At 35.4% G+C, this 7,684-nt stretch carries 9 protein-coding genes; all 9 read left to right on the top strand.

Translation table 11 applies throughout. The features are described 5' to 3' along the window. A partial coding sequence (locus ACPYKA_RS16550) for a hypothetical protein (protein ID WP_479543322.1) occupies positions 1-236 on the top strand: 236 nt, incomplete at its 5' end. Between the two features lie 76 nt (positions 237-312). Further along, positions 313-807, top strand: a complete 495-nt coding sequence (gene accB, locus ACPYKA_RS16555; RefSeq protein ID WP_479543323.1) for an acetyl-CoA carboxylase biotin carboxyl carrier protein — start codon at positions 313-315, stop codon at positions 805-807. A 13-nt stretch (positions 808-820) separates the two neighbouring features. Beyond that, complete coding sequence (gene accC / locus ACPYKA_RS16560) at positions 821-2,176, top strand: acetyl-CoA carboxylase biotin carboxylase subunit (RefSeq protein ID WP_479543324.1); 1,356 nt, start codon at positions 821-823, stop codon at positions 2,174-2,176. A 169-nt stretch (positions 2,177-2,345) separates the two neighbouring features. Then, positions 2,346-2,717 carry a transcription antitermination factor NusB gene (gene nusB / locus ACPYKA_RS16565; RefSeq protein WP_479543325.1) on the top strand — a complete coding sequence of 124 codons (372 nt, stop codon included), beginning with the start codon at positions 2,346-2,348 and terminating at the stop codon, positions 2,715-2,717. A gap of 1 nt (position 2,718) precedes the next feature. Beyond that, positions 2,719-3,567 carry a bifunctional methylenetetrahydrofolate dehydrogenase/methenyltetrahydrofolate cyclohydrolase FolD gene (folD, locus tag ACPYKA_RS16570; protein WP_479543326.1) on the top strand — a complete coding sequence of 283 codons (849 nt, stop codon included), beginning with the start codon at positions 2,719-2,721 and terminating at the stop codon, positions 3,565-3,567. 2 nt (positions 3,568-3,569) lie between these two features. Next, positions 3,570-4,919, top strand: a complete 1,350-nt coding sequence (gene xseA, locus ACPYKA_RS16575) for an exodeoxyribonuclease VII large subunit (protein ID WP_479543327.1) — start codon at positions 3,570-3,572, stop codon at positions 4,917-4,919. Further along, complete coding sequence (gene xseB, locus ACPYKA_RS16580; protein ID WP_479543328.1) at positions 4,912-5,148, top strand: exodeoxyribonuclease VII small subunit; 237 nt, start codon at positions 4,912-4,914, stop codon at positions 5,146-5,148. Before xseA ends, xseB begins: the two co-directional genes overlap by 8 nt. Positions 5,149-5,153: 5 nt before the next feature. Continuing rightward, the gene (locus ACPYKA_RS16585; RefSeq protein ID WP_479543329.1) at positions 5,154-6,038 is read left to right on the top strand and encodes a polyprenyl synthetase family protein; all 885 of its coding nucleotides are present in this window, start codon (positions 5,154-5,156) and stop codon (positions 6,036-6,038) included. Positions 6,039-6,734: 696 nt separating this feature from the next. Then, entirely contained in the window at positions 6,735-7,319 is a 585-nt protein-coding gene (locus tag ACPYKA_RS16590) for a hypothetical protein (RefSeq protein WP_479543330.1), read from the top strand. The last annotated feature ends 365 nt before the right edge of the window (positions 7,320-7,684 follow it).

The raw sequence follows: 7,684 nt of genomic DNA on the forward strand, positions 1-7,684 counted from the left end.
GTCTGAAGACTCAGAAGCAGTGGTTTTCTGCTTCGGAGGCTGAAGCCGTGCCCACGGAAAGCGAAGTATTCTGCCGAAGCGGTATTTACATCGCAACTTTGTTTAGATATTTACAGAGCAAATCAACTAAAGTTACTCAACAGTTTATGGATTTTGTATCAAATAATACCCTTTTAGAAAATCGCCTTTTAAAATTAATTAAATACAGACCAACTAGAAATAAACTCAATTCGTAAAATATACGGTTGTTCAGAGAAAATTATGTTAAAATAGAATTTGATACGTAAAAAAGCAAAAAGGGGAGTAAAAAATATGCTAAAAGTTCAAGAATTACGAGAAATAATTAGACTTATTGATCAATCTTCAATAAGTGAATTTGTTTATGAAAATGATGGTTCATCCATAACAATTAAGAAACCGACAGAAGATAAACAAGTAAATGTAAGGGAAGAAGTTATCCAAACTTCACCTGTAGTACAAGTACCTGTTGTTGAGAAAGAAGAAGCAGTAAAAGAAGTGCCAAAGCAGGAAGCGGATACAGAGGTAGTTACAACGGACGACGATAATGTTGTTGAAATCGTTTCACCAATGGTTGGAACTTTTTATCGTAAACCATCTCCTGAAAGTGATCCATATGTAAAAGTAGGAGATAAAATTGATGAAAGTACCATTGTTTGTATTGTAGAAGCAATGAAATTGTTTAATGAGATTGAAGCGGAAACAACTGGAGAAATTGTAGAAGTTCTCGTCGGTGATGGCGAATTAGTTGAGTATGGACAAGCCTTATTCAAAGTTAAAACAAACTAAGGGGACGATAGAAGTGATTAAAAAATTATTAATCGCTAACAGAGGTGAAATAGCCGTTCGAATTATTCGCGCATGTAAGGAACTCGGAATTGAAACAGTTGCTGTATTCTCAGAAGCTGATCGAGAAGCATTACATGTAGAACTTGCTGATGAGGCTTATTGTATCGGTCCAGCACCGGGAACAGAAAGTTATTTAAATATAACAAATATAATGACGATTGCTACGTCTACTGGTGTAGATGCTATCCATCCCGGATACGGTTTTTTAGCGGAAAATGTGGATTTTGCAGAAATATGTAAAGAATGTAATGTAAAATTTGTTGGCCCTTCACCTGAAGCGATACAGAAAATGGGAATTAAAGATGTTGCTCGCCGTACAATGAAAGAAGCAGGGGTACCGATTGTTCCTGGATCAGAAGGAATTTTGGAGAATGAAGAAGAAGCGATAAAAGTTGCTGAAGAAATTGGTTATCCGGTAATTATTAAAGCTACTGCAGGTGGTGGTGGAAAAGGAATCCGCGTAGCTTATAATAAAGAGGAATTAATCAATGGATTTCGTATCACACAAAAAGAAGCAGAAACGGCTTTTGGTAATCCAGGAGTTTATTTAGAGAAAAATATTGAAGATTTCAGACATGTTGAAATTCAAATTTTGGCAGATGAACATGGAAATGTCGTTCACCTTGGAGAAAGGGATTGTTCGATCCAAAGACGTCTGCAAAAATTAATTGAAGAGACTCCATCACCTGCCATAACCCCGGAAATAAGAGAAGCTATGGGGGATGCGTCTGTTAAAGCTGCCAAAGCAGTAAATTATGTTGGTGCTGGAACCATCGAATACATTTTCAATCGTGAAAATAATGAATTTTACTTTATGGAAATGAACACTCGTATTCAAGTAGAACATCCAGTAACTGAAATGGTAACAGGAGTAGACTTAATAAAAGAACAAATTAAAATTGCAAATAACGAAAAATTATCCATTTCTCAAGATGAAATTGAATTTAATGGATGGTCAATTGAATGTCGAATTAATGCGGAAGATCCATTCAAAAACTTTATGCCATCTCCCGGAGAGATCGAAATGTACTTACCACCTGGAGGGCTAGGGGTTAGAGTAGATTCCGCTGTATATCCAGGTTACTCAATTCCACCTTTTTATGATTCAATGGTCGCTAAGCTGATTACATATGGAGCAACACGTGATGAAGCAATTCGTCGTATGAAAAGAGCTTTAGACGAGTTTGTTATCGAAGGAGTACATACAACGATTCCTTTTCACTCTTTAATTATGGATCATGACGTATTTAAAAAAGGCGATTTTAATACCAATTTCTTAAAAGATCATCCGATTAGTCAAGATGAATAAATAATTTTCTTAAGGTCAAAAGGATATTCCTTTTGACTTTTCTTCTTCATATAATTATTAAAATATACAGACGGCTAAAAATGTCCTTTTGCTTTCTTCTAGCATTGTACCCGTAAATTTGATACGATTTCTTAAAAGATTATTAATTCTAATTAGAGGAGAAATATTGATGGATCGACGTACAGCAAGAGAAGAAGCATTTAAATTATTGTTTCAGCAAGAGATAAACAGAGATGAAGAAATAAATAGTGAAAAAATGGATCCTTTTACGAGAAAAATTGTTCTTGGGGTAATAGATAATAAAGAGGATATCGATCAATTAATTAGTAATCATTTAAAAAATTGGTCATATGAAAGAATAGCACTCGTTGAGAAAACAGTCTTACGTATTGCAGTTTTTGAAATTACATATTTAGATGATATTCCAGTAGGGGTTTCGATTAATGAAGCAGTTGAGCTATCACATACATATGGAGATGAAAAATCCGGAAAATTTGTTAATGGCGTTTTATCAAATATAATCGAACAAAAGGAGTCTTAAAATGGGAGCAGAAATTATTAACGGACAACTGTTAGCAAAAGAGTTAAGAGAAAATATGAAAAATGAAGTTACCGAGCTAAAACAAAAAGGACTTACTCCACATTTAACTGTCATTTTAATTGGCGATGATCCTGCTTCTCATTCTTACGTAAGGGGAAAAGAAAAAGCCTTGGCCGAAGTTGGTATTTCCTCTGAAATAATTAGAATGGATAAAACAGTTGATCAGAAAACGTTACTAACGAAAATTGCAGAGTTAAACAAAGATGAAAATGTTCATGGAATTTTGGTACAATTACCATTACCAAACCATATCGAAGAACAGAAAGTCATTGAAGCGATCGACCCGGCTAAAGATGTTGATGGTTTTCATCCAATTAATATAGGACGTATGATGGTAGGACAGGATGCATTTTTACCTTGTACTCCTTACGGTATTATTGAAATGTTGAAATCCAAAAATATAGAAATCGCTGGAAAACACGTCGTCGTTATGGGAAGAAGTAATATTGTCGGAAAGCCGATGGGACAATTACTTCTAAATAAAAATGCTACAGTTACTTATTGCCATTCCAAAACTCAAGATATTAAAAGTTATACAAAAAAAGCGGATATTTTAATAGTAGCTGTTGGAAAAGCAAATATAGTTGATGCCTCCTATATTAAAGATGGGGCAGTAGTAATAGACGTTGGGGTAAACCGGACTGAAGAAGGAAAATTAACGGGAGATGTTGACTTTGATGATGTAAAAGAAGTGGCATCCTTCCTTACTCCAGTGCCAAAAGGAGTTGGGCCGATGACGATAACGATGCTACTATCTAATACAATAAAAGCAGCCAAAGGATTGAGTTAATTTTGAAATCAAAGTACTTAACGGTTTCTGCATTAACAAGATATTTAAAAAGAAAAATTGAGATGGATTCTCATTTGCAAGAAGTGTGGTTAAAAGGTGAAATTTCTAACTTTAACCATCACAGTCGTGGCCATATGTATTTAACAATAAAAGACGATAACTCTAGAATACAGGCAGTGATGTTTACTGGCAATAACCGTCATTTAAAGTTTACTCCAGAAGATGGGATGAATGTTTTAATTCAAGGAAATATAGGCGTTTTTGAGCCTTATGGCAATTATCAATTATATATTAAAAACATGGAGCCTGATGGAATTGGTGCTTTATATTTAGCATATGAACAATTAAAGGAAAAATTACACCGTGCAGGTTATTTCGATGCGCATCATAAACGCCCCATTCCAAAGTTTCCACAACATATTGCAATTATCACATCTCCAACTGGCGCAGCTGTAAGAGATATAATTACAACAATCGAGAGAAGGTACCCGATTGTTCAATTGACTGTTATTCCCGTATTGGTTCAAGGTGAAGGAGCAGCTGAGTCGATTAAACAGGCAATCGAATATGCATGTAAATCAGGGAAATTTGATACAATTATTGTAGGACGAGGTGGCGGATCCATCGAGGATCTCTGGTGTTTTAATGAAGTACAAGTAGTAGAGGCAATTTTTAAATCAACTGTACCGGTAATTAGCGCTATCGGGCATGAAACAGATACGACAATTAGTGATTATGTTTCGGATTTACGGGCAGCTACCCCTACAGGTGCTGCAGAACTTGCAGTACCCTCGTTAATGGAATTACAAGACACTGTCCTTCATTTAAAAGCCAGATTATCTAAACTCACTCAACTTTCTATTATGAAAAAAACCGAAATATTGCAATCGTTAAGAAAGTCTTACGCTTTTCATTTTCCAAAACAATTATTGAATGAAAAGGAACAATATATCGACAGACTCAATGAAAAATTACAAACTCAGTTTTTAACCATCCAACAAAAAAAGCGAACTAACTTTGATCATCAGCTTACTCGTCTTTATTCCCAACATCCAAGTAGGAAAGTAAGTGAAGCTGTTGAGAAAGTAGATAGTTTAAAAAAACAATCAAAAAAATATACAATATCCATTTTGAATCAAAAGCAAGAAAAGTTATTAAATGTTGTTGATAAGCTAACTTTAGTTAATCCATTACATATTATGAAGCGTGGATTTGCTCTACCTTACGATAAAAATGGTAAAATAATTAAGTCAACTACTGAAGTTTCTCCACAGGAAGAAATTAAAGTAAAAGTAACGGATGGATCGATTTATTGTAAGGTAAAAGAAGTACGGAGGGCTAGCGATGAATGATAATGAAAAAGAAAATTTGTCTTTTGAAGAAGCTTTAACGAAACTTGAAGAAATTGTAAATAAATTAGAACAAGAAGATGTTCCTCTTGAATCTGCTATTAATTATTATCAAGAAGGCATGAAATTATCGAATCTATGTGATGATATTTTAAAAAATGCTCAAAAGAAAATGACACAAATATTAAATGAAGAAGAAGAAATAGAACCATTCGAGTTACGGGAGGAATAAACCTAGTGTCGATAAATATTGATCAATATATTGAACAAGAAAAACGTTTATTTGAAATGGAATTAAACAATATTTTACAGGAAAAGAACATTCCAAAATCTTTACTGGCTTCCATGTCTTACTCTCTATTTGCCGGTGGGAAAAGGCTTCGTCCCATTTTGTTATTAGCAAGTTATAATACATTTGCAGCAAATAAAGAGAAAGTATTGAAAACAGCAGCTGCTTTAGAGATGATTCATACATACTCCTTAGTTCATGATGATCTGCCCGCAATGGATGATGATGATTACAGAAGAGGGAAGTTAACAAATCATAAAAAATTTGATGAAGCAACTGCAATACTTGCTGGTGATGCACTACTTACATATGCCTTCGAATTAATTGCTAATGATGATTTATTAAATGAAAATGAAAAAGTATTCATTATAAGTTCATTAGCTACTGCTAGTGGACCCGAAGGAATGGTAGCAGGTCAGATTTTAGACATGGAAGGGGAAACAAAATCCTTAACACTTGAAGAGTTAGAAACAATTCATGTCCTTAAAACTGGGCGCTTAATTAATTTTGCAATAATCTCAGGCGCATTTTTAGCAAATGCAAGTGATGAGCAGCTAAAGCATTTAGAAGAATTTGCATATTATTTGGGACTAATATTTCAAGTGCAAGATGATATACTAGATGTAATTGGTGATCCCGAAAAAATCGGGAAACCGATTGGCAGTGATGTTTCGAATGATAAAAGTACTTATCCAAATTTATTAGGGTTGGATGGAGCTCAAGTACAAAAAGAAAAATATGTAGAAAAAGCCGAAAAAGCGTTACAAAAAGCTAATGCTGAACAATCTTATTTATATTCCTTACTTTGCCATTTCAGTGAAAGAGATCATTGATGGTAAATAGATTTTTTTGTAAAATTATGATATACTAAATTGTATATAAGGAATGGTGCAGTATCCTAGTCAGTCCTCCTATTCTGAAGGCGGGCCTAAAAATTCGCCAAAGGGCATATCGATGAAGTTCCTTGTGTAGGCTTGAGGCGCCCAGCCTTGGGTCTATGCTGGGAGTTAAGGTTTATGGGCGATCCACAAAGGCATGTGGGCGTTGACCCATTGACCGCGGAGGCCCATCTCTGTAGTCAAAGTCTATCATGGCCTAGACTATGGAATGGGGTATGAACCTGTCCACAAAGACCAATGCATTCGTCTTTCAATAGACAGCGTAGCCTGCCTTGAGTGGTATCCGAGGGGATTAGAGATTATAGAAGAAGATATTAGTTGGCCACTAACGCTTCTTTTCACCTCTATGAAATCGGTACTGCAAAAGAGGCTAGGAATAGGTTAAAGACTGGTGAGGAAATCTCCTAGGCTGTTCGAAATGACATTTAAAAGGGTTTATAGTGCGGACTAAGTGGTAATCCAGTCTAACTTTTGGCGACAAAGTTAAAATAGATTTAAAAGGGAACTGCCTAGGTGGCGACATCGGGTATCTATTTGGGAAAACCTACTGGACCTAAGCCGCAGTCTTAACCTTTTACATGACCATTCCCTCGTACATATCCTAATGATAGGTTAAGGTAGGACTTGTAAATGAACCAAAAAATAAAACGTTCGATAAAATTTAGTTTAACTATAGCCGTTATCACATTTGTGTTAGCGGCTATTTTTTCAAGTTTTTCTTCTTCATTATTAAACAATGTCTCATGGATGATAGGACTTATTATTGTCCTCATAATTGTGTTGATTGGAATAATATTCGACATGTTAGGTATTGCTTCAACAGCAGCAAAAGAAGCACCTCTGCACGCAATGGCGGCTGAAAAGGTGACTGGTGCAAAAGAAGCAGTTAATATATATAAAAATGCCGATAAATTTGCAAGTTTTTGTAATGATGTAATAGGTGATATATCTGGTATTATAAGTGGAAGTGCGCTTACTATTGTAATTTTAGATATTACAAAGATTCTTCAAGGTACAACTGAGCCTACTCCACAAATTTTTCTATCTGTTTTTTTAACGAGTTTAGTTGCAGCCTTAACAGTTGGTGGCAAAGCACTTGGCAAATATTTTGCAATTCATTCTTCAACGGAGATAATATTATTAGCAGGCAAAATAATATTTTTTATTCAGGACAAGTTAAAAATTAGAGTGTTGTCAAAAACGAATAAAAGATAATTGCACCAAAAAGCTTCGACATCGTATATTTTGTTCCGTTAAAAAATATTTTGTTACACAATATCCGTAAACTGTTGAGCAACTTAAGTCGATAACATATCGGTTAATCTAGATACTGCACCGTTGATTTCCGCCTCCGGGCAGTTCGCTTTCCGTGGGCACGGCGGTCTGCCTCTGAAGCAGAAAACCACTGCTTCTGAGTCTTCAGACACATGCTTTTCCCACAGGATCGACTGCCCTCCGGCTTCAATCAACCATTGAGATAGTAGTAACAAACTATGCAAAGCTGTTTACCAAGTACACCCAGCGAAGGAAATACACGGAGACTCCTGCAGGAGGAAAGGCCTAGGTGAGACAACGCAGTG

Origin of the sequence: Pseudogracilibacillus amylolyticus (SeqCode), assembly GCF_051918545.1 — a bacterium.
GTDB lineage: Bacteria > Bacillota > Bacilli > Bacillales > Amphibacillaceae > Pseudogracilibacillus.